This window comes from Paenibacillus oralis, assembly GCF_003863965.1.
In the GTDB taxonomy this organism is placed as follows: Bacteria; Bacillota; Bacilli; order Paenibacillales; family Paenibacillaceae; genus Fontibacillus; species Fontibacillus oralis.
Genome location: NZ_RRCN01000001.1, coordinates 7,227,954 through 7,248,035 on the forward strand (window position 1 = coordinate 7,227,954; position 20,082 = coordinate 7,248,035).

Here is a 20,082-nt window from a genome sequence, read left to right on the forward strand (position 1 = left end):
AAATAACGGCTTTTGGGGGCGTTATTTCGGGAACTTGGCCAGTTTTGCGGTAGATAGCGGTAATTTTAGGCGTTATTCCGTAAGCGCCTTAAGGAAACGTGCCCATTTGCTGCTCTCGCTCGAAAATAACGCCAAAAAAGTCCACTATTTACGGCTTGGCCGGGGAATCCGTGAAATAAGGCCCTTTTTTTCCACTATTTAGCCCACGCTCATAACCCCCTCGCGGAACAACAAAAAAACGCCCCTGAAATTCAGGGACGATTAAATCGCGGTACCACCCTGGTTATCGCTTCCGCGCCGTCCGAAGACCGGCACACCGTATAGCGATCGCCTCATTGGTCCGGTAACGGGGACCTACGCCGGTGAATTTGGGTTCACACTCCGAAATCAGCTTTCCGTCCGCGCGATATTTCGGGTTCTCTCAGCCGACGCTTGTTCAAGGGGGCGTTAGTGCCCGGCCTGAAGCGAAGGAACCCTTCTCTGATAAATCCGCCAATCGAACGTACTCCATTTCATCAACATTTTCATCTTATTTCAAACATAATATTTTTAGTATATAAGGCGAAAAACGCGCTGTCAATGCACCTTTACACTGGATGGCACCAGCCCGCTTACACTGGGCGGCATTGTGCGGAATCCTTGCCAACTCCCCGCCGGCTCCTGAATCCCTTCACATCGCCTTGCGCCGCACATAATAGCTGAAAAAATGCTGAATGATCACCTTCATCACGGCGAAAAACGGCACGGCTAAAATGAGCCCCGGAACCCCGGCGATCTCTCCGCCGACCAGCAGCGCGAAAATGATCAGCATCGGATGCAAATGCAGGCTGCGGCCGACCACCTGCGGGGAAATGACGTTGCTTTCGACCGTCTGGCAAAGCATGTTGACGAGCAGCACGAACAGCACCATTTTCCAGGAAATCGTGGAAGCCATGACAAGCGCCGGGGCGGCCCCGAGAAAAGGCCCCAGATAAGGAATGATATTGCAGACGGCGACAACCCCGGCAAGCAGCAGAGCAAACGGCATCCCGATCAGCATGTACCCGATATAAGCCAGCACGCCGATAATGACGCAGACGAGCAATTGCCCCCGAATGTAATTGCCGAGCGCCTGGTCGATTTCCCTCAGCAGCGTGATGATCGATTTGCGGCGCGAACGCGGAAGATATCGAAGTACGAGCCGTTCGATCAGCTCAATGTCCTTCAGCATGTAGAAAATGAGAAAAGGGATGATAAACGCGTTAAAAACGACCCCGATCGTAGCCCCGATATTGTCCAGAAAACGGGAAATCGCGCTCGCCAGCCGGTTCTCGAATTGAAAAAACCAGTTGTTCATCCCCATGCGGACGCTGCCCGGCAAAAGGCCGTTATCCCAGCGGCTCATCATTTGCTGCGTATGGATGGTTAACTCCGGCAAATGCTCCCCCAGTTCTTCCAACTGCTCCACGAACATCGGGATGACGTTCATCAAAATAACCGATAGCGCGGTCAGAAACACCGCATAAATGAGCAGCACCGCAATCGTTCGCGGCACTTTGCGCCCGCCGAGCATGCGGACGACCGGATTCAGGACATAGGAGATGATGATGGCGATCACGAACGGGGCGAGCACCGCTTTGAGAAAACCGTAGACCAGCGCAAACATCGGGCGAAGCAGCCAAATGAAGTATAAAATCAACAGCCCGAGCAGCAGCCAAACCCCATACCGGAATGCCTTGCTGTTGAAGATCGGATTCATGCGCGATTCCTCCTTGGCCACGGATTGGCTACAGTTCATTATTTGCCAATGGAGGGAAAAATAATCGCATGCGTTTTGGGCCATGGCTAATCCATGGCTAAACCATGGCTATGCCAAGGCTAAGCCAACTATACCAACTATGCCACGTACGGCCAACTATGCACCTATGCCAGGTACGACCAACTACGCCACCTATGCCACCTATGCCACCTATGCCAAATCCAGCGAAATGCAAAAGTGCAGTCCGTTTCCGCCCAAATGCCCCGAATAAAGCTCACCAAATGCAAACATGCAGTTCATCTCCGGTTGAAAACGTCTTTTTTATCGAAAAGCCCCAAATCAGATGTATTTTTGCATTTCAATCGCTCTAAAATGGAAATTTACAGTGAGTTGAAATGCATTTTTGCATTTAATCCAGTAGAGGGTGCAATCTGCACTCAATTTAAGAAAAATGCCGGACGGTATCCTTTAATGATGACTCTGACTTCTACTTTGGAGCGATTGGAGGCTCTTCCTAAACTTTGGACGCTGCTCTAACGGACACCAGCGACCTTATCCGCCCATTTCCCGGGTATTTCCCAGTCTAACGGACACAGGCGACCCTATTTCGCTCTAAACCCGTTCATCCAGGCCGATTTGAGGTAAATAAGGTCTTCTGTGTCCGTTACATTTTGCAAACCTCCGTTTTTCCTCAAATAACGGCTCTGGTGTCCCTTAGCCCCCAGGTTCTCCTCTTCTTCTCCCCTCTCTACCTGCGTTTCGCCTTCTACCATGCCCGAAATTTTATTAAAAGACCGCCGGAGGAATTTGTTCCGGCGGTCCCTTTAGCCCCATTAATTAGCGCGCCTTACTCAGCTCTTCGTAATGACGCAGCGCGGCTTGAACAATCGGGTGGTCCGCCCCAAGCCCCGTGTACTTCGCAAGGGTGCTCTCCGGCCCGGCCCCCCGCAGATGAGCCTGAAGCTCCTCTACTTCCACGTCGTCCGCCGCGGTGAAGAACAACGCCGCCGCCATCGTCCGCGCCAGGTAATCGTATCCGAGCCCGCGCTCATAAGCTTGCGTCGCCGGGGAGACGAGCCGGTCGCCGGGGGACAGCTTGCGGAGCGGCGAGCGGCCAACGCGCGACACTTCATCGGTCAGCGCCGGGTTGGCGAAGCGCTGAAGCGTCGTTTCTATGTAGGCCTGATGCTCCGCTTCCTTGAAGCCATGTTTGGCTATAAGCACCGCTCCCGACTCGGCCAGCACCAAACGGACATGCCCGGCTACTTTTTCATCTTTCATCGCTTCCTGTATGGTTGCGTAACCTTGCAATTGGCCGATGTAGGCTGCCGAGCAGTGCCCCGTGTTAACGGTAAACAGCTTGCGTTCGATATACGGCTCCAGCCGGTCCACGTAATGCACACCCTCAACTTTGTGGAAGCCTGCGAACATTTGCGATTGATCCACCGCCCATTCGTAAAAAGGCTCCACGACGACCTGAAGCGGATCTTCGTGCTGCTGCAGCGGAACGATCCGGTCCACCGCCGCGTCAGGAAAGGCCACCGTTTGATCCGCCCAGCGGCGCATCTCTTCATCAAGCAGCGCATACACGTGCTCTTTTAGCTGGGAGCTGCCGCCGATGGCGTTTTCGCAGGCGATGATGTGAAGCTTCGCCTCCGCGTTGCCCTGTTTGCGCAGCTTGAGGCCTTCGGCAATCGTTCCGGCGATATGCTTCAGGATCGAAACGCCCACCGCCGTCGTCACCAGATCCGAGTCCGCGACCGCCCGCGCGGCTGCCTCCGGCTCGCTCATGCTGTTCAGCGCGGTAACGCCCGTAACCGTCAGCGTTTCGCGTTGTTCGCTGGCGAGGATGACGGGGTATTCCCCGCGCCGTTTCAATTCGGAAACGACGCGGTCGTTTACGTCAACAAAGCAAACCTCGTAACCCGAACGGGACAGCAGCAGCCCGATAAAACCTCTCCCGATATTGCCTGCGCCAAAATGGACCGCCTTCATCATTGCATGCCCCCTTCGAGGATATCGGCGATTTCTTCTTCGGTCGCGGCGTTCATGATGCGTTCCAAGTTCGATTCCTCGGTGAAGATCATGGCCACGTTGGTCAACACCTCCATATGGTCGCCGCCGGCCGCGGCGATGCCGATCACGATAAACGCCGGCTCATCGCCGCCGAAATCGACGCCTTCCGGAAAACGGACGACCGACAGCCCTGTGGAGAAAATCAGGTTTTTCGCTTCCTTGGTTCCGTGCGGGATGGCCAGGCCGCCGCCCATGTAAGTCGAAACGATCTCTTCGCGCTCCAGCATTTTGTCGACGTATTCCGGCGCGACGTGGCCGGCGTCGACCAGCAGCTTGCCGGCCATGCGGATGGCTTCGTATTTGTCTTTGGCCTTTCCGTTCAGGGTAATTTTTTCTTTAGACAGCATTCTCATATTTATTTTCTCTCCTTTTCCACTAATATCCTACCAATTCCTATCAATAGTTCTCAACATACTGCAGCAGTTCCGCCGCCAAAAAATCGCGGATATCCGCGCGCTCCCCGGTTTCCAGCAGCTCGATCAGCTCCGGCTTGAGCAGCAGGGCGCTGATTTCGCTAAGCACCTCCAGGGTTTCCTTCGGCAGCTCTCGCGGGGCCAGCATAAACAGGATGGCGCTTATCCGCGTATCCCCGTCCAGCACCACGGGCTCCGTCATCCGGAACAAAGCCAGCGAACGATAGTTCACAAACCGGGTACGAGTATGGAATAATGCAAGCGAGGTGCCGGGAATGACTTGGCTGGCCATTTTTTCGCGTTCCAGCAGGCGGTCGGCGACGGCCTCAATATCGGACATCGCGCTGACGCTTTCCGGCCTCTCCCGGAACGCTCCGGTTCCGGGAGAGACGGCGGCGCTCCCTGGAAAGGTAGCGTTTATCTCTTGGAGCGCCGCCAAAACCGTCTCACGCAGGGAATAACCGGCGTTATCCATTTCTCCCACCACGAACTGATCCAGCAAAAGGACGATTTCATCCAGCATGGAGCTTAAGGTTCGCAGCCGGTCATACGCTCTCGTTTTGGCCGAATCTTTGTTCGGAGCGGTTTTTCTCGTTTTAAGCGTCGTATTTTGCACAAAATGGAGCAGCCGGTCGCTGTCCTCGTCCGTCAGCAAAGGACTAAGCCTAACGTACCGATCGGACGGAAGCGGCAGATCGATCGTGGAGATGATCAAATCGTAATCTTCCTCCGGCAGCCGTTTGGCTTCATACCAGGACACGTTCCCCATCACTTCGATCTGCGGCATTTCCTTGGCCAGCCGCGTAGCCAGCAGCTTGGAGGAGCTGAGCCCGCTGGAGCAGACGAGAATGGCCCGGACGTTACGGCCCAGCTGATTCAGGCGTTCTACCGACGCGCCGAAGTGCATGACCAGAAAACCGATTTCTTCGTCGGGAATCTCCAAGTTCACGCCGCTTTCGTTCATCGCTTCCCGCACGATGTAGTACAGATCCTCGTAATCTTTGCGGATCGCGCCGAGCAGCGGGTTGCGGATTCTTGCCCCTTCGCGGATCCGTTTGAACGCCGGTCCCATATGCTCGAGCAAGCCGCTGCGGAGCAGCCGGTCCTCCTGAAACGGGATGCCGGTCCGCTTCACGACGTTGTCCGTCAGCCGGGATACGGTGTCCACAAGCTCCATGTCCGCCTGTACCAGTTCCGGCGAAGCATCCTTGGCCTGATGGAACAGGCGGCACATATATTCGGCCTCGTCCGGCGGAAACCGCAGATCCAGCTTTTCGCCCAAAAGTGTGGCAAAACGTTCCGTTTCGCCTTCCCCCGGCCGTTCATCGCTTCCTCCCAGGGACGACATTCCCTGATCCGCACCGGACACGCACTGTCCCGCCCTAATGCGGTTTACGGTTACGGCCAGGTTGATCAATAGCTGTGTGTAGGCCTTTTCGGACAAACGCTCGGTCCAGTCCCAATTCATTTGCCACAGCGTATTTTCCACGGTCATCAGATGCTGCGAGCCCGCCGCGTCCAGCAAATGGCCGATAGCCGCCGACCACCTTCGTTCGGATGAACCGCCGATCAGATCGGAGTAGTCCAGATGATCGGAAGCCAATTGGCAAATGGCGGCCCTTTTGCCGATCTCCTCTCCGACGATTTCCACCCCATACCCTCTCCGGCGAACCAGTTCCAGTCCGAAGCGGCGAATCCACGGCTCGACCTCATCGAGATCGCTGCTTACGGTAGCCGCCGTCACTTTCAGCTCATGAGCCAGCGTAAACAGCTTACATGGCTCAAGTTCATCCAGCAGACGGCAGATCAGCATAATCTTCCGCTCTTCGCCGGAATAATCGCCGGGGCTGCCCTCAAGCAGCAGCCGGCGCGCTTCCTTCAGGCGTTCCTGTTCGTCTTCACCCGGGGTATCGCTCCAAACGGAAATGCCCGTGCCGGATTTGCGGTACAGTATCAGGCCGAAATAGGCGAGGCTTTTCTCGATTTCGTCCAATTCCCGGTGCACCGTCCTGACGCTTACCCCGATATCGGCGGCGATCTCGGCGGCGGTCATGCCCGTTTTCCGCCCGAGCAGGAGCAAAAAGATCTGCTTTTGCCGGGCGGTCATTTTCCTCACTAGAACTCCCCCCCTCAGAAAAACAGACACAAAACACCGGCGGATCGGACCGCCAGTGTTTTGCCCTAGTATCGTCCCCGCGAGCTTAGTCTTTCAGACGTTCAACCAGCTCGTCGTATTTCGGACTCTTCAGGAAATTGTCGATGGAGATATGCTCCGCGTTCGGCCGGTTCGCCTTTGCGCGCTCTGTGAGCGTTTTTTGCGTAATGACGATATCCGCGTCTTCCGGAATCTCGCTGACCGCCGAATTGACGACCGTCACCTTAACCCCGGCATCCTGCATTTTTTTGCGCAGCACCGAAGCGCCCATGGCGCTCGAGCCCATACCGGCATCGCAGGCGAACACGATTTTGTCGACCGTATCCTTACGAACGCTTGTCACTGCTTCAGCCGCCGCTTGCGTATTGATGCCGGCGGATTTCATCTCTTTCATTTTTGCCGAAGCTTCTTCCAAATCCAGTTCTTCATCGTTTTGCTTACCCGTTTTCAGCAGCAAAGCCGCAACCAGGAAGGAAACAACCGCGGCTACGATGACCCCGCTGAACATCGGCAGGAACCCGCCTTTTGGCGTCATCATAATGTAAGTGATAATACTGCCTGGAGAAGGCGCCCCGGAAAGAGCGGCACCGGTCAACTGGAACGTAAACGTACCGGCTACGCCTCCGGCGATCGCGGCAAGAATCAGCACCGGCTTCATCAGGATGTACGGGAAGTAAATCTCGTGAATCCCGCCGAGGAAGTGGATGACGACCGCACCCGGAGCGGATTGCTTCGCCGAACCGCGTCCGACCAGCCAGTAAGCAAGCAGGATACCAAGGCCGGGGCCGGGGTTGGATTCGAGCATGAACAACATGGATTTACCTACCCGCGAGACTTCTTCAGCCGCGATTGGCGTAATAACGCCATGGTTGATGGCATTGTTCAGGAACAACACCTTGCCCGGTTCGATAATGATATTGACCAGCGGAAGCAATTGGGCATTCACCAGGAAGTTCACCCCGGCAGACAAAACCTGGCTGATCGCTTGAACGAACGGGCCTACGCCGGAGTAAGCTCCCAGCGCCATCGCGCCGCCCAAAATCCCGATCGAGAAGTTGTTGACCAGCATCTCGAAGCCGGAGCGGATTTTGCCTTCGATCGCTTTGTCGAACTGTTTGATCACCCAAGCCGACAAAGGACCTACGATCATGGCACCAAGGAACATCGGAATGTCGCTGCCGACGATAACCCCCATCGTCACGATGGCGCCGGTGACGGCCCCGCGTTTGCCGTGAATCATTTGCCCGCCGGTGTAGCCGATCAGCAGCGGCAGCAAATATTTGATCATCGGGTCGACCAGTTTGGCCAAATATTCGTTTGGAATCCAACCGGTCGGAATAAACAAGGCGGTAATCAAGCCCCAGGCGATAAAAGCGCCGATGTTCGGCATGACCATACCGCTAAGCGCACGGCCGAACTGCTGCACCTTTACCCGGGCTCCGCCGGTTCCCTTTGGTTGTGTTTTGGTTTGTGCTATAGCCATAAAGAGAAACCTCCTTCAAAAATTGTGCGGACCACCACAAACTTTATCATTTACCGTGTTCCTAATCTCATCCTAATTCAAAGCGCTTTCCTTCTCAATGAAATCAAAACACGGTTTCGTCATGATCATTGTTGACAATTTTTTAGGAGCACAAAAAAAAGCCGCCCGCTCTATTCCGATATAATAGATGGACAGCTTTCAGCATTTCCGCGGGCGGAAGCGAATATATATCTTTTAAGAAGAAGCTTGGATCTGCGGGAATTCCTGCACGATTTCCTCGCCGAAAAACAAGTCATCCAGGGAGCTCAGCGTCCCGTCTTCCTCCACTTGATAAACCGACATCTTGTCGCCGTTTACCGTCAGTTCGATAAAGCATCCCCAGCAGTAAAACTGATGGGAACCGATTTTGCCGATATCCTTGGAATTGCAATTTGGACATTTCATCATTGACCGACCACCTACCGTTCGTAAAAATTCATGGCTTTTCAAGCAACTGCTCGCTGCTTCGGGGCACCATGATCGCATTTTCCCCTCGGGTCATTTCCGGGACAAAGGGGAGCATTTTCCGCCCTTCCATCAGATCGGTGAAAAACCCGTCGCTTATTTCAATTCCAGTAATTGTGTTTCCCAATTCGTGTTCAAAATAAACATCCGTGACGTATCCGATCCGAATCCCGTCCTCCGTAAGTACGGACAGATCCTTTAATTTGCCGGGTCCGGACAAAAACGTATTTTGTATATGCTCGGCTTCCCATTTGCAGACAGCCTGTTGATTGCGTATCATCACAGCATCTTCGCCGTAAGCGGCGATATCGTCCCAGAGCACCACCTTAACGCTGGAAGAAAACAGAGATCTGTTCTCCAGCTGAATGCCCGTGATCGACCAATCGCCCCCCAGCAAAACATCAAGGACTTTCCCGACCCGCTTGCCTTGTTCTACATCAAAGACAGCCAGGCCGATCATCTCCTGCATTCTCATGAATCGACGACACTCCCTGCTGGCATTTCCCTTGATTGCTTAGCCGAATTCAACCTCCCTTCGCAAAAGCTGGACAACCCCTGTTACGAGTGCCCATGATTTCTTTTACGAAGACGTTCCAAAATGGTTGCAATTTTTTCTGCGGTTTGCACAACTTCTTCTTTAGTATTACCCCATCCAAAGCTAAAACGAATCGCCGAACGTAAAAAAGCCTCAGATACGTGCATCGCCTCAAGCACATGCGACGGTTCCAGCGACCCCGAGGTGCAGGCCGATCCGCTTGAAGCGGCGATCCCTTCCATATCCAGGTTCATCAGCATCGTCTCCGAATCACACTCGGGAAAACTGATATTGACGATATGCGGCAAATGCTCGGTAGGATGGCCGTTGACGTGGAATCTTTCGCGCGTAATGCGCTCCTCCAGCGCGTTGAGCAATTCCCGGCGCAGCTCCGCCTCATGGGCGGTCCGCTCCTCCCGCTCAGACGCAACCAGTTCCACCGCCTTGGCGAAGCCGGCGATCCCCGCCATGTTTTCCGTGCCCGCCCGGCGTTTTCTTTCCTGAAGTCCGCCGTGCAGAATCGGCTCGATCAGCAGGTCCTTCCGCACATACAAAGCCCCGACTCCTTGCGGGCCATTGATTTTGTGGGAGGAGAAGCTCATCAGATCGACCGGAAGCTCGCTTACGGAAATCGGAATCGAACCGAGCGCTTGCACGGCATCGACGTGAAACACGATCCCCTGCTCCCTGGCAACTTGTCCGATCTCCTCAATCGGCTGAATCGTCCCAACCTCGTTATTGCCGTACATTACGCTGATCAGGATCGTATCCGGCCGAATCGCCTCCCGCACCTGCTCCGGATGCACCAGGCCGTACCGGTCGGCCGGCAGATACGTCACCTCGAAGCCATCCTTTTCCAAACGCTCGCAGGCATGCAAAACGGCATGATGCTCGATGGACGTCGTAATGATGTGGCGCCCCTTATCTTTAAGGGCAGCCGCCGTGCCGAACAGCGCCAGGTTGTCGCTTTCCGTGCCGCCGCTCGTAAACACCAGCTCATCCGGACGGCAGCCGATGCGCGAGGAGATCGCATCCCGCGCCCCGTTGACGAGCCGCTTGGCGGCGCGGCCGTAAAAATGCACGCTCGAGGCGTTGCCGAACTGCTCCCGCATCACGTTCAGCATCGTTTCCGCAACCTGCGGATGGACCGGAGTGGATGCGGCATGGTCCAGATATATTTTCATGAATTATCACCTTATCCGGTATACTTTTAATCATGCATATTATATATTTATTCCGGAAAAATTCGCAATCAAACCGTTATTTCTTAAGTCAACGTGAGATTTTCTCAGGCTGCCCGGACAAGCCGTAGAAAAACAATTCCATCCACCCGTCCATATTCCTGATTGCGCCTTCCTCGCGGGAAGCTTCCGCCGATATCGCCCCAGCTCATTTCGGTACATCGCAAAGTAGAGCAAGGCCGTCTCATCCGTCCGGTCTTTATGAATATATCCTTCTTGCTTTCCCAGCGCAACAAATTTCATAAAAAAGTCCATCACCTTCTGCTCGCTATACCTTTCCATCATCTGTACCAATCCGCCCAATTCGGATTTTCTTTAAGCCAAGAAACGCAAATCGGCCCTTTGCCCGTTTACTGCATGTTTTATCGAAAACCTCCTCTTTAAATGAAATGGGCACGATTCAACATATTTCCTTCCTTTAACCGTAAATTTATAGCATAATAATTATAACGTTATAATGATAAAACAGACGGGTAAAGGGGGGAGGTTATTCATGCCCAAAACAGCAAACCATTCAAAGCCGATGTTCGGCATCCCGGCCAGGTGGAACCATTTCAAATCCAAACTTCTGCTCAAATACACGTTATCCTATATTTTAATGTTCCTCATCCCGCTGACGCTGGTCACGGCACTGGTTTATGAAAGCGCAGTCAGAAGCCTGCGTACAGAGATCGAGCAATCCAATGTGAATCAGTTGAACCAGGTCAAAACGACGATCGACGAGCGGATGGCCGAGCTGCAGGAAATCGCCAGTAAAATTTCGTACGACGAGCATTTGACACCATACATGGTGCGCCATCCTTTATACAGCGCCGACGCGATCCGTACATTGGCCAGCTATAAAGCAAACAGCAGCATCCTGGAGGATCTTTTTTTGTATTTTCACCATGACTCAATCATCTACTCCTCCACGGGCCTAACCTACGTCAACGTGGTGTTTGAACGAATGTACAAGTTTGAAAATTGGACAAGCGAGCAGCTGTTGCGCGATTTAAACGAGTTGAAGCAGCCGATGATGCGGCCCGCGGAGAAGGTCAGCGTCTATTCGCGCAACGACCCCATGCTGACCTTTTTGGTGCCGATTAAACCCAACGATCAATACCCTTACGGCACGGTGGTTTATTTAATGAAAGAATCCAAGCTGACCGGGGTTATGGATTCCATATTGAGCGATTTTTCGGGCAGCAGCTACATCTTCGACCAGAAAGGCAACGCCTTGACGGTCAACAATCACGGCGCAAGTCCGCAGGCTGAAGACCTAAAGGTGTTACCTACCCTTAAACCGGGCATTCATAGCCTTTCTTTTGACGGTGAGCAGTATTCCGTTGTTGTCGTCAAGTCTGAAGCTAATGGATGGCTTTATGTAACGGCAATGCCCAGCTACCAATTTTTCAGCCGCGTTGCCCATATTAAGGAGCTTGTCTTTCTAATCTTCTGCATCGCCGTGTTAACCGGGATCATCGCGGCCATGCTGCTGGCGAAGCGGCAATATCACCCGATCAAAGACCTGCTTGAGTTCGCCAAAATCAAAAACCATTCTGCGGACAATCTCAAAACCCGAAACGAATGGGATTGGATCAAGCAAACCATCCATGATTACAATGCCAGAATCGATATGCAGCAGCCTTATGTACGGAATCAATGCCTGCTTTTACTGCTGAAATACGGGAAACCCGACGATCCGGAAATCGAACGGATGATTGACGGGGCAGGGTTGATGCTTCCGCAGGGCCAAGGCTTTTATTTTTCCGTGATTTTGGCGTGGGACGAGACGGCCGAGGGGGAGAAAAACTGGAAGGAACAGCAGCACTTGCAGGAAATGCTTAGCGAATTCGAATTTGCCGAGCTGGGGACTCATGTTTACGGGATGGAATTTTCTGCGGCCGAGCAGTTTGCGCTGATCGTATCGCTCTCCGCGAGCAGCCGGAAGGAGGCGCAAGACCGTATCTTGCCTATCATTGAAGCGATTAAAGTATGGGTGATCGAAAACTCCCGGCTTGTCCCCTATTTCGGGGTTGGAACGTTATACGATGATCCGGCGAATCTGAACCAGTCATTCATAGAGGCGTCAGCCGCCTTGGAATACCGCATGATCGGCAGCAACGGACGCGTCACCTATTTTGAACAGATCGCGGAGCTCTCTATCCCTTCGGCGGAAACGTTCTGGATTTCGCGCAAGACGATACTGAAGCTCGAGCACGGGCTGAAACAAGGCAATGAGTTGGTCGCAAGACAGATGATCGCTTCGATCATCAATGAACTGAAGGATGAGTCCTTATCGGTCTCCCTGCTCCGCTGCATCTGTTTCGACCTGTTGAATTCGCTGCTCCGCACAGCTTCCGAGTTGGGGATGAACGAGGTGTTTCAGAACATATCGAGCTTTACCTCCTTCGAATCCTTGGAGGAGCTTGAGGTTAAACTATGCTCACTCGCTTCCCGGATCTGCCTTCAGGTTGAGCGCAATGCGGAAACCGGGCAGCATTCCCTAATGGACGATATCGTGGCCTACGTGGACCAGCAATTCGCCGATTATACGCTCAGCCTGGAGCACGTTGCCCTCAGATATTCGATTTCCACTTCTTATCTGAGCCGCTGCTTCAAAGAAAAGACAGGCTACAATTTCTCGCAGTATATCTGGCAATGCCGCATGAAGGAGGTCATCCGGCTGCTCGTAAACACCGATGCCCCGCTGAAAGAAATCATCGAACAGGTCGGCTACCTGGATGCGCCAAACTTTATCCGCAAGTTCAAAAAAGAGACCGGGTATACCCCGGGGCAATACCGCAAGCTGCACGCGGCCAAACCGGAGGCTGTTAAGCTGCAATCCGTCAAGCCGCAAACTGTCAAGCCGCAAACTGTCAAGCCGCACATGCCCGAGCCATCCGTGCCCGAAGCGTTCGAGGGTCCATGACACTAGCGGCACTAGCGTTGCATAAACTCTTGCATGATTTGCAGCCCTGATACTTTCCAGATTTCCGGAATTTATCAGGTTTTCGAATGGAAACTATCGTCCGCCGGAGATCTAACGGTTGTAGCGGCTGCTATTGCACGAAAAAAGCCCTTTTCTAAATTCTAACGGTTGTGAGCGGCGTTATTTGCCTTAATCTGGGCAAAAATAGCCGGGTTTAAGTGAAATAAGCGCATGGCAACCGTTAGAATTTGAAATCAACGTTTTTGGAACAAATAGCGCTTGTGTCAACCGTTAGAATGTATGGTTAGGGGAGCCCCGTGTCCTCGCAGGGCCCCCGCTCCTCGCCTGAAAGCGCGGCAAAGCGTCCCGCGCCGGGCATGAAGACCGGCCGGGACGCTTATTTTTGATATGAATTATTCCGCTTGCTCCAGGAGGTAATCGACGAGCTCTTCTACCGGTACCGTGGCCAGCGCGATCGCCGTGTCGGTCACCCCGTAGTAGATGTAGAGCAGACCGTCCTTAACGACATTCCCCGTCGGGAAGATGACGTTCGGAATTTGGTAGCCGAATTTTTCGTAATACGTTTCCGGTTCCATGATGAAGTTTTTTGTGCGGGCGATGATTTTTTCCGGGTTCTCGAGATCCAGCAGCATCGCGCCGACCCGGTATACGACCTCGTCGTCCACTCCGTGGTACAGCACCAGCCAGCCGCGATCGGTGCGCACCGGCGGCGTCGATCCGCCGATTTTGCGCGATTCCCAGGCCGGGTTTTCCGCCTTCGCCAGCAGCTTCGGCTCCTCCCAATGGAGCAGATCGTCCGAATAGGTGATCCACATCGCCGCTTTTTCCGTGCCATAGGCTTCGCCCACATATTCCTCCGGCCGGCGCAGCAGCACGAACTTGCCGTTTATTTTCTCCGGGAACAAAATGTTGTCGCGGTCGTTAATGTCCAGCGGCGTCGTGTCGGACACAAACTCCCAGTCGATCAGGTTTTTGGAGGCGAGGATCGACGAGCGCGTCAGCCAATGCCCCTCCTGCTCGCCCCAGCCGTCCGGATATTCGGGAATCGAGCGCTCCGGCACGCCCCGGCCGGTCGGGTAGTAGCTCATCGCGCACGGACGCAGCGCGTAGTTCATATAAAACGTATCGTCGATTTTGACGATCCGCGGGTCCTGGACGCTGCCGTAAGGGAATCCGAGCATGTCCGGCGTGACGATCGGCTCGTCCTTCACATGGGTGAAGTGCACGCCGTCCTCGCTTTCCAACAGCCCCAGAAAGTTTTTGCACGGGGTCAGCGATCCCGCCGTCCGCTCGATCATATAAAGCTTGCCGTTATCGATAATCACCGCCGGGTTAAAAACCGTTACTTTTCTCCATTCGTATCCGCCCGGGACCACAATCGGGTTCTCCGGGTGCCTTGTTATTTTCATCTGTCGGGCCTCCCTTTATCATCTTGGCCTAGCCTGATTTTGATCGTTTTGACCTCGAACGGCCTGAAGGTCAGCCGCAGCGTTCCGTTTTCCGCGTGAAGCTCCCCGGATTCCTCTTCAAGCAGGTTGGCCGCAAAAAAGCGGGCCTGCTCCGGCAATCCGCCGATGACGGCCTCGGCCCTGCCGCCGGACGATTCATACAGACGCAGCACTCTGCCGCTTCCGTCCTCGGCCGCCTTGACCGTCTCCAGGATCACATGGCCGCTGCGGAAATCCAGCCAGCTTTGCCGCGGCGGATAAGCCGCTTGCCCACCGCCCGCAGGGGCCGCAACTGGCCGCAACGGAGCGTTCAGCGCGGCCGCTTCGCGGACGACCTGCGCTTCCCGCCAATCGCCGGCATGGGGATACAGCGAATAGGTGAACTCATGCTCCCCGCGATCCGCATGGCGATCCGGCCAGCTTGGAGCACGCAGCAGCGATAGGCGCAGCACATTGCCGTGAATGTCGTAGCCGTATTTGCAGTCGTTCAGCAGACTAACCCCATACCCGTGCTCCGACAAATCGGCGAAACGGTGGCCGCAGACTTCGTATTGAGCCTGGTCCCAGCTCGTATTTCGATGGGTGGGCCGCTCCAGCGCACCGAACGGAATCTCGTAGGTCGCTTTGCCGGCCAAAACGTCCACCGGAAAAGCCACCTTCAACAGCTTATGGTCTTCCTGCCATAACACCTTCGTTTGGAAATCGACGCGGCGGCCGCGCTTGGGAAGCAGTACTGTTTGCTCGATCACGGAACGCCCGTACTCCCACCGGAACTGCAAAATATCGAGCACGCGGCCCCGAAGGACGGCTTCGCGCCGGGTTAGCAGCGGGCTGCCCGCCGGCTGCTGCTCATAACGCGGGTCCAGGTCCCAGGCGTCCCAAAGCGAAGGCCTGTCGTGAAAAAGCTGTAGCTGGTTGCCTTTTTGCCTCTCGGCCAACAGCTCCCTTCCGTTGTCTTTATCGTACCAGCGCACGATTTCGCCTTGCTCGTTAAACCGCAGCAGGTAATGCTCGCTCTCCCAAACCTCGGGGAAATCACCGGAAACGGACGAACCGGCCAACGCCGGAGCGGACGCCTCTTCCGCCGCTAATCCCTGCGCTTCACGCAGCCATATCGCCTTACAGCCGAACCCCGGTATCGCCGGTACTCGGACGGCCAGCGTCGCCTTTCCCCGCTCCGGATCGGAGAGCCAGGCATCGCTTTCCAGCGGCTCCCCCCCCGTCAAATGCCCGCAGTCCAAGCAAGCTCCGGTCCCCTTCCAACAGCACGATGCCGCCCTGCTCCCAGCCTAAACTGTTGAATACCAGATACGGCCGGCCTTCCCCGGAAGCAGTGACATCTGCATGCTCGGCGTCCCGCCCGCCCCGGTGCGCCTGATGCCGCAGTTGTTCCGCCAGCGCTTGCAGCGAAGCGTCCAGCGCCTGACGGCCCAACCGGAATACCTGACTGTATTGCTCCCGGGATGTTTCATACACTTCGGGAATCGAACTGCCGGGAACGATGTCGTGGAACTGGTTTAGCAGCAGAAGCTCCCAGCCCTCCCGCAGGGTGGCCGTTTCGCGGCCTGTGCCATGCCATGCCGCGAATTCGCCCCAAATCTCCGCTTCCCGGTACAGCGCCTCCGCCTTCCGGTTGCACCGCTTGTTGAAAGCCTGCGTCGTATAGGTCCCGCGATGCAGCTCCAGGTACAAATCGCCATGCCATGCCGGCAATTCGGGGCGACGCTCCGCCAGCTTCGCGAAAAAAGCCTCCGCGGTGGAATACCGGCTGGCCGGAAGTCCGGCCATCAGCTTGGCGCGCTCGGCGTACTCCAGCATCTCGTGGGTCACGCCCCCGCCGCCGTCGCCGTGGCCGTAAAGCAGCATCAATTCGTCATGCCGATCCTTTTCCTCAAACGCCTGCCAATGCTCCCCGATATCCTTGGGGCTGGTGGATTCGTTCACGCCGTGATTCTGGTAAGCAAGCACGGATGTGCCGTCGATGCCGACCCATTCGAACAAGGTGTACGGAAACTTGTTCGTATCGTTCCAGCCGAGCTTCGTCGTTAGAAAATACTCGACGCCCGCCTGCTTCAGCAACTGAGGCAAGGAAGCGCAATATCCGAATGTGTCAGGCAGCCATTCAATCGCCGTCCGCTTGCCGAATTCCCGCTCGTAAAATTGCTGCCCGTACAAAATCTGCCGGGCAAGCGATTCCCCGTTCGGAATGTTCAGGTCCGGTTCGACCCACATGCTGCCGACCAGTTCCCAGCGCCCTTCGCCTACCCTCTCTTTGATGCGGGCGAACAGTTCGGGATAATGCCGCTTGACGAAGGCGTAAAGCTGCGGCTGGCTCTGCGAATAGCGAAAATCGGGATAACGCTCCATCAGCGTGAGTACGGTGGAAAACGTACGTCCCGCTTTTCTGACCGTCTCCTTCAACGGCCACAGCCAGGCCAGATCAATATGTGATTGGCCGACCAGGTGCATGAGCCCGTCCCGTAACCCGGGCGAAGCTTCCGCCGCCGCCAGGTCCCTCAGACGTTGATCAACGACGCTCACCCTGCCTTCATCCGCCAGCGCCCTTGCTTCCCCCTGCTCCAGCTCGTCCATCGCCTGCTCCAACGCCCTGATCAGCCGGATCTGCCGCATATCCTGAGGCGGCAGCAGCCGCGCCGCCTCGAAAATCGTCTTTACGGTATGGAGCAAGGCATACACCGGCCGGTTGACCCATACCAGGGACAAGGCGGCGCCGGTCACAGAGGGGCGAATGACGGCCTGGCGGTTCAGCGGATCCTTGGGCTCGGGAATAGGATCGTACAGTTCGATGTCGATCCGCAGCCGCTGTCCTGGGGCTGCGGCCGGCAAAGGCACGAAACCGTGGTTGCGGTCCAGCCCGTGGTAAGGAGCCCCGTCCAGGCGCAGCAGCCCTTCGCCGCCGCCCTCGTAGACCAGGCCGATATCTTCGCCCTCCCAGCCTTGCGGAAGGGCGAATTCGCCGCTCAGAAAATATGTCGTCCCGTATCCGCCGTCCAGCACGTCGGGAGCGCTAGCCTTCGCTGGCTCCGGTCCATGCTCGTACACGCCCGGCGCTAAATACCGCGAGCGGCGGATCGACCACTCCCGCAGAGGCTGCCGCCTGCGCCACTGGCTTTTGCCGAGAACCGCGATAAAACGCTCGATCCGCTTCATGACGAACCACGCTCTGTCCTGACCGTTAAACCGGCCGTCAAATATTCCGCGGAGTTCGGCCCGACCATCACGTTAAACTCGCCGTCCTCCACGATACGGGAAAGATCCGCCCCGACGAACTCCAACTGCTCCCGCCCGACGTTAAAGACTACGGTTTGGGTTTCCCCGGGAGCCAGGGAGATCTTTTGAAAGCCCTTCAGCATTTTCTCCGGTCTTGTTACCGACGCCGCCAGGTCGGAAATGTACAGCTGGACGACCTCCATACCGGCTGAATCTCCTGCGTTAGTAACCTCCGCATAAACCCGTGCTTGCCCGCCCGGGCCGATGACCGCCGGTTCCACCCGGAGATTCCCGTATTCAAACTTCGTGTAGCTAAGTCCGAACCCAAACGGATATTCGGCCTTGAAATCGGTCTCCAGGTACCGCTTGCCTCTCGTTCTCCGATGGTAGTAATAAACCGGAAGCTGACCGACCTGCTTCGGCACGCTGACCGTCAGGCGGCCGGACGGATTCACGTCACCGAACAGCACGCCGGCGATGGCATGGCCGCCTTCCTGGCCGGGATACCAGGCTTCCAGGATGGCGTCGGCATGCTCCGAGATCCACGGCTCGACGATCGGGCGTCCGTTGATGTACACGACGATCAGCGGTTTACCGAGCTTGCGAAGCTCCTGGATCAGCGGAAGTTGGGCGCCGAGCAGATTCAGCGTGGCACGGTCGATCCCTTCCCCGCACTCCATCTCGCTCCAGGCATGTTCCGTCACGACGGACGCGCCGGTCAGCAAATCGATCGTGCCTTCGCCGAAATCCCTGGCGCTGGACCCGCCCACCGCCACGACGATGGCATCGGCTGCGGCGGCGCATTCCAGAGCGCGCGGAAATCCTGCGCGGGAATCGTCGCGGATGCGGCAGCCCGGAGCGTACAGCACGCGCTCTCCTTCGTCGCCGAGCGCGCTGCAGATGCCGTCCAGCACGGTGACGATCCGGCCCGGCGGCTGGGGGGAGGTGTAGTCGCCAAGCTGATTGTAGGCCGCGTTGGCATTCGGCCCGATCACCGCAAGCTTGCGGATATCCTTGCGCAGCGGCAGCGTGCCCCGCTCGTTCTTGAGCAGTACGATGCTTTCCCCGGCGATTTGGCGGGCCAGTTCCCGGTGCGCGGCGCTGCCGATGACTTCGCCCGCGCGCGCCGGATCTCCGTATGGGCGTTCAAACAGCCCAAGCTCGAACTTCAGCTTCAGCACCCGCAGCACCGCCTTGTCCAGCTCCGCTTCGGACAACCATCCCGCCGACAAAGCCGAGCGCAGATGTTCCCGGAACATTTCTCCGGACATCTCCATGTCGATGCCGGCCCGGATGGCTTGGGCAACGGCGTCTTCACCGCTTTCGGCCGTGTTGTGCCCGCTTGCCAGCATGCCGAGCGCCCCGCAATCGGTGATCACAAAACCGTCAAACCCCCACTCGTCCCGCAAAACGTCCTGAAGCAGATAACGGCTAGTTGTGCAAGGAACGCCGTCAATTTCGTTATAGGCCGTCATCACCGAGCGGGCTCCGGCCGCCACCGCCTTGCGGAACGGCAGCAGGTCCACCTCGTGCAGCTCCCTCGGTCCCATATGCACGGTCTGAGCGTTGCGCCCCCCTTCGCTGCTGCCGTAAGCGGCGAAATGCTTCGGCGTGGCCAGCAGGCTGTCCGCAGCGTCCAACCGTTCGCCCTGTAGCCCTGCGATCGCGGCCGCGCCCAGTTCGGCCACCAGGTACGGATCTTCGCCGTAGCATTCCTCCGTCCGGCCCCAGCGCGGATCGCGGACGACGTCAAGCACGGGCGAATAAGTGGCCGCCGCTCCCTGGCTGCGCGTTTCCGCCGCCACCGCCCGGCACATGCTCCGGTAGAGCTCCGGGTTCCATGTGCTGCCGATGGCGAGCGGGACCGGGAAGACGGTCGCGCCGATCGCCATATGTCCGTGCGAGCACTCCTCGCCGAACAGAATCGGGATGCCGAGCCGGCTGTGCTCAAGGGCGTACCGCTGCAGCTTACCCAGGGCTTCCGCGCCCTCCTCGGGAGACAGTCCGGCCGCCAGCGTCACCCCTGTCCACGGATCGGCGCGGAGCGTCCCGTAAAGCGATCCGACTCCGCCCCGGGCGATATGCTCCTTGAAGGAATCGGTGATTTCGACCGATCCGTCCGCGGTTTTCTCGAAGCATTTCCAGCCGAAAGGCTGCACCAGTTGGCCGATTTTTTCATCCAACGTCATGCGTCCGAGGAGATCGTCCGCTCTCCTCCCAGCAGACAGAAGTTTGTTTTTGTAATCCATCTTTCGCACCTTTCTCCGCTAAATTGAAAGCAGAACTCGCGTATTAACCGCCTTCCGAAGGGAAACCAGCCCCCTGA

The 20,082-nt window shown here is 56.2% G+C and carries 14 protein-coding genes; 1 reads left to right on the forward strand and 13 read right to left on the reverse strand.

The window, feature by feature from the left end; genetic code table 11:
* Positions 1–670: 670 nt before the first annotated feature.
* From EHV15_RS32095 to EHV15_RS36745, 9 genes are all read right to left on the reverse strand, one after another.
* Positions 671–1,738, reverse strand: a complete 1,068-nt coding sequence (locus EHV15_RS32095) for an AI-2E family transporter (RefSeq protein ID WP_128634838.1) — start codon at positions 1,736–1,738, stop codon at positions 671–673.
* An 837-nt stretch (positions 1,739–2,575) separates the two neighbouring features.
* Positions 2,576–3,733 carry a mannitol-1-phosphate 5-dehydrogenase gene (locus EHV15_RS32100; protein ID WP_128635653.1) on the reverse strand — a complete coding sequence of 386 codons (1,158 nt, stop codon included), beginning with the start codon at positions 3,731–3,733 and terminating at the stop codon, positions 2,576–2,578.
* A complete protein-coding gene (locus EHV15_RS32105) occupies positions 3,733–4,167 on the reverse strand; it encodes a PTS mannitol transporter subunit IIA (RefSeq protein ID WP_128634839.1) in 435 nt (144 codons plus the stop codon). The genes EHV15_RS32100 and EHV15_RS32105 overlap by 1 nt, the downstream gene beginning before the upstream one ends.
* Before the next feature lie 43 nt (positions 4,168–4,210).
* A complete protein-coding gene (locus tag EHV15_RS32110; protein WP_246062021.1) occupies positions 4,211–6,334 on the reverse strand; it encodes a BglG family transcription antiterminator in 2,124 nt (707 codons plus the stop codon).
* A gap of 94 nt (positions 6,335–6,428) precedes the next feature.
* Positions 6,429–7,865 carry a PTS mannitol transporter subunit IIBC gene (locus tag EHV15_RS32115; protein WP_128634841.1) on the reverse strand — a complete coding sequence of 479 codons (1,437 nt, stop codon included), beginning with the start codon at positions 7,863–7,865 and terminating at the stop codon, positions 6,429–6,431.
* Positions 7,866–8,099: 234 nt separating this feature from the next.
* The gene (locus tag EHV15_RS32120; protein WP_082208025.1) at positions 8,100–8,309 is read right to left on the reverse strand and encodes a hypothetical protein; all 210 of its coding nucleotides are present in this window, start codon (positions 8,307–8,309) and stop codon (positions 8,100–8,102) included.
* A gap of 31 nt (positions 8,310–8,340) precedes the next feature.
* Entirely contained in the window at positions 8,341–8,844 is a 504-nt protein-coding gene (locus EHV15_RS32125; RefSeq protein ID WP_128634842.1) for a PRC-barrel domain-containing protein, read from the reverse strand.
* Positions 8,845–8,927: 83 nt separating this feature from the next.
* Positions 8,928–10,088: a cysteine desulfurase family protein gene (locus tag EHV15_RS32130; protein WP_128634843.1), complete on the reverse strand. Its 1,161-nt coding sequence runs from the start codon at positions 10,086–10,088 to the stop codon at positions 8,928–8,930.
* Positions 10,089–10,127: 39 nt separating this feature from the next.
* A complete protein-coding gene (locus EHV15_RS36745) occupies positions 10,128–10,430 on the reverse strand; it encodes a hypothetical protein (protein ID WP_178076011.1) in 303 nt (100 codons plus the stop codon).
* A gap of 208 nt (positions 10,431–10,638) precedes the next feature.
* Between EHV15_RS36745 and EHV15_RS32135 the strand changes: the two genes are divergently transcribed.
* On the forward strand, positions 10,639–13,056 hold the full coding sequence (locus tag EHV15_RS32135; protein ID WP_246061853.1) for an AraC family transcriptional regulator: 2,418 nt from the start codon (positions 10,639–10,641) through the stop codon (positions 13,054–13,056).
* A 413-nt stretch (positions 13,057–13,469) separates the two neighbouring features.
* Here EHV15_RS32135 and EHV15_RS32140 read toward each other — a convergent pair whose 3' ends face one another.
* The 4 genes from EHV15_RS32140 to EHV15_RS32150 all read right to left on the reverse strand — a co-directional run bounded on the left by EHV15_RS32140 (position 13,470) and on the right by EHV15_RS32150 (position 20,005).
* Positions 13,470–14,486: a glycoside hydrolase family 130 protein gene (locus EHV15_RS32140; protein ID WP_128634844.1), complete on the reverse strand. Its 1,017-nt coding sequence runs from the start codon at positions 14,484–14,486 to the stop codon at positions 13,470–13,472.
* Complete coding sequence (locus EHV15_RS38135; RefSeq protein ID WP_342774094.1) at positions 14,483–15,499, reverse strand: glycoside hydrolase family 38 C-terminal domain-containing protein; 1,017 nt, start codon at positions 15,497–15,499, stop codon at positions 14,483–14,485. The genes EHV15_RS32140 and EHV15_RS38135 overlap by 4 nt, the downstream gene beginning before the upstream one ends.
* A gap of 145 nt (positions 15,500–15,644) precedes the next feature.
* Positions 15,645–17,696, reverse strand: a complete 2,052-nt coding sequence (locus EHV15_RS38140) for an alpha-mannosidase (protein ID WP_342774078.1) — start codon at positions 17,694–17,696, stop codon at positions 15,645–15,647.
* Complete coding sequence (locus tag EHV15_RS32150) at positions 17,693–20,005, reverse strand: glycoside hydrolase family 3 N-terminal domain-containing protein (RefSeq protein WP_128634845.1); 2,313 nt, start codon at positions 20,003–20,005, stop codon at positions 17,693–17,695. Before EHV15_RS32150 ends, EHV15_RS38140 begins: the two co-directional genes overlap by 4 nt.
* Between the last annotated feature and the right edge of the window lie 77 nt (positions 20,006–20,082).

Bases quoted from the DNA above. Each gene is read 5' to 3' on its own strand.
- EHV15_RS32140 (WP_128634844.1), bottom strand. From the start codon at position 14,486: ATGAAAATAACAAGGCACCCGGAGAACCCGATTGTGGTCCCGGGCGGA.
- EHV15_RS32110 (WP_246062021.1), bottom strand. From the start codon at position 6,334: ATGACCGCCCGGCAAAAGCAGATCTTTTTGCTCCTGCTCGGGCGGAAA.
- EHV15_RS32105 (WP_128634839.1), bottom strand. From the start codon at position 4,167: ATGAGAATGCTGTCTAAAGAAAAAATTACCCTGAACGGAAAGGCCAAA.
- EHV15_RS32125 (WP_128634842.1), bottom strand. From the start codon at position 8,844: ATGAGAATGCAGGAGATGATCGGCCTGGCTGTCTTTGATGTAGAACAA.
- EHV15_RS32115 (WP_128634841.1), bottom strand. From the start codon at position 7,865: ATGGCTATAGCACAAACCAAAACACAACCAAAGGGAACCGGCGGAGCC.
- EHV15_RS32100 (WP_128635653.1), bottom strand. From the start codon at position 3,733: ATGAAGGCGGTCCATTTTGGCGCAGGCAATATCGGGAGAGGTTTTATC.
- EHV15_RS32095 (WP_128634838.1), bottom strand. From the start codon at position 1,738: ATGAATCCGATCTTCAACAGCAAGGCATTCCGGTATGGGGTTTGGCTG.
- EHV15_RS36745 (WP_178076011.1), bottom strand. From the start codon at position 10,430: ATGATGGAAAGGTATAGCGAGCAGAAGGTGATGGACTTTTTTATGAAA.
- EHV15_RS32120 (WP_082208025.1), bottom strand. From the start codon at position 8,309: ATGAAATGTCCAAATTGCAATTCCAAGGATATCGGCAAAATCGGTTCC.
- EHV15_RS32135 (WP_246061853.1), top strand. From the start codon at position 10,639: ATGCCCAAAACAGCAAACCATTCAAAGCCGATGTTCGGCATCCCGGCC.
- EHV15_RS32130 (WP_128634843.1), bottom strand. From the start codon at position 10,088: ATGAAAATATATCTGGACCATGCCGCATCCACTCCGGTCCATCCGCAG.
- EHV15_RS38140 (WP_342774078.1), bottom strand. From the start codon at position 17,696: ATGAAGCGGATCGAGCGTTTTATCGCGGTTCTCGGCAAAAGCCAGTGG.
- EHV15_RS32150 (WP_128634845.1), bottom strand. From the start codon at position 20,005: ATGGATTACAAAAACAAACTTCTGTCTGCTGGGAGGAGAGCGGACGAT.